The organism is Hymenobacter cyanobacteriorum (genome assembly GCF_022631375.1).
GTDB lineage: Bacteria > Bacteroidota > Bacteroidia > Cytophagales > Hymenobacteraceae > Hymenobacter > Hymenobacter cyanobacteriorum.
This window is the reverse complement of sequence record NZ_JALBGC010000014.1, coordinates 1-1414: the sequence shown is the minus strand read 5'-3', so window position 1 is coordinate 1414 and position 1414 is coordinate 1. Positions and strand designations below refer to the sequence as shown.

The following is a 1414-nucleotide window of genomic DNA, read 5'->3' as shown; positions in this document are numbered from 1 at the left end:
TTTAACTCGTATGATTGTCATGCCTTTCTGCGAAAGGTAGCCGGAGCAGGAAGCAGGGTCACCACGTTTAACTAAACGCGAAGCTGCGGCCTCGACGTTGCTCAAAAGAAAGCGTGCCCTGTTTCCGTTTTGCCTGAAGACTGCACAGTATGGAGGGAGCCAAGCCCTGTGCAGGCATCCCGTATTTGTACGAGAATAGTTGTGGCAAAACCCTGTCTGGCTGATGGTTTCACTTCATGTAAGCCTGCCCAATGTCCTACGTAAAACCCGTGAGCACCCCGCTAAAATATGTAGTGGGTATTGATATTGCCAAAAGCTCGTTTGTTGCCTGTCTGGGTCGGCTAGACTTGCAGCAGCAGCTGGCCTTTGGCAAAGAAACCACCTTTGAGAATACGCCTGTGGGCTTTGCCGCCCTGCTCAGCTGGGTGGCTCGGCAGCAGCAGGCGGCAGTTCCGCTCTGGTTTGTGGTGGAAGCCACGGGCGTCTACTACGAGGAGCTGGCATACTTTCTAGCGGATAAGCAACAGCTGCTCAGCGTGCTGCTGCCCAACAAGGTGAAGCATTTTGCCCGCAGTACCGAGTTAAAGAGCAAAACTGACCAACTGGATGCTCGCCTGCTCGCTCGGCTGGGCCTAGAGCGCAGCCTGCCGGCCTGGCAGCCACCGACCGCCGCGTTGCGTCAGTTGCGGGCGCTGGCGCGGGAGCGGCAGGTGCTGACCAAACAAGGGGCCCAGCTTAAAGCCCGTGCCCACGCCTACCAGCATAGCTACCAGCCGGATAGTCGGACGCTGGCTCGCCTGGCGGCGCACCAGCAACTGCTTGCTCAGCAGTTAACGGCGCTCGACCAGGACCTAACTGAGCTACTGGCCGCCGAACCGGAGTTAGCCCGCAAGCTGGCCCAGCTAACCAGTATTCCGGGCATCGGCCTGACGACCGCCGTTATCGTGGTCGCCGAAACCAGCGGCTTCGTGTTGGTGGAAAACGAGCGCCAACTCGCTTCCTACGCTGGTCTGGACGTGGTGCAGCGGCAAAGTGGCCTCGCGGCCCATGCCACCCGCATCTCCAAGCGCGGCAACGTGCGCCTGCGCACGGCCCTCTACCTACCGGCCCTGAGCAGTCTGCGACATAATCCCCGGCAGATAGCCTTTTACACACGCTTGCGTACGCGGCACCCCAGTGGGAAGCCGGGCGTCATTGCGGTCATGCGTAAACTACTCGTGCTTTGCTACTCGCTTTGGAAAAATGACCGGGCCTACGACCCACACTATCAGCTCGCTCACCAAGTCCATCAAGAAATAGCCCCGGCCACGTGAACGGGCCGAGGCTACGCAGGATGAACCGATGAGGCTCTCCTTGAAAGACTCAAAAATAGAAAAAAGTGGCCCCAGCGGCAACCCTTTATCACAGTATCTTT

At 58.4% G+C, this 1414-nt stretch carries 1 protein-coding gene; it reads left to right on the top strand.

The genetic code is table 11. The features are described 5' to 3' along the window. Positions 1-251: 251 nt before the first annotated feature. Entirely contained in the window at positions 252-1313 is a 1062-nt protein-coding gene (locus tag MON38_RS22595) for an IS110 family RNA-guided transposase (RefSeq protein WP_241938430.1), read from the top strand. Positions 1314-1414 lie beyond the last annotated feature (101 nt).

Bases quoted from the DNA above. Each gene is read 5' to 3' on its own strand.
- MON38_RS22595 (WP_241938430.1), top strand. From the start codon at position 252: ATGTCCTACGTAAAACCCGTGAGCACCCCGCTAAAATATGTAGTGGGT.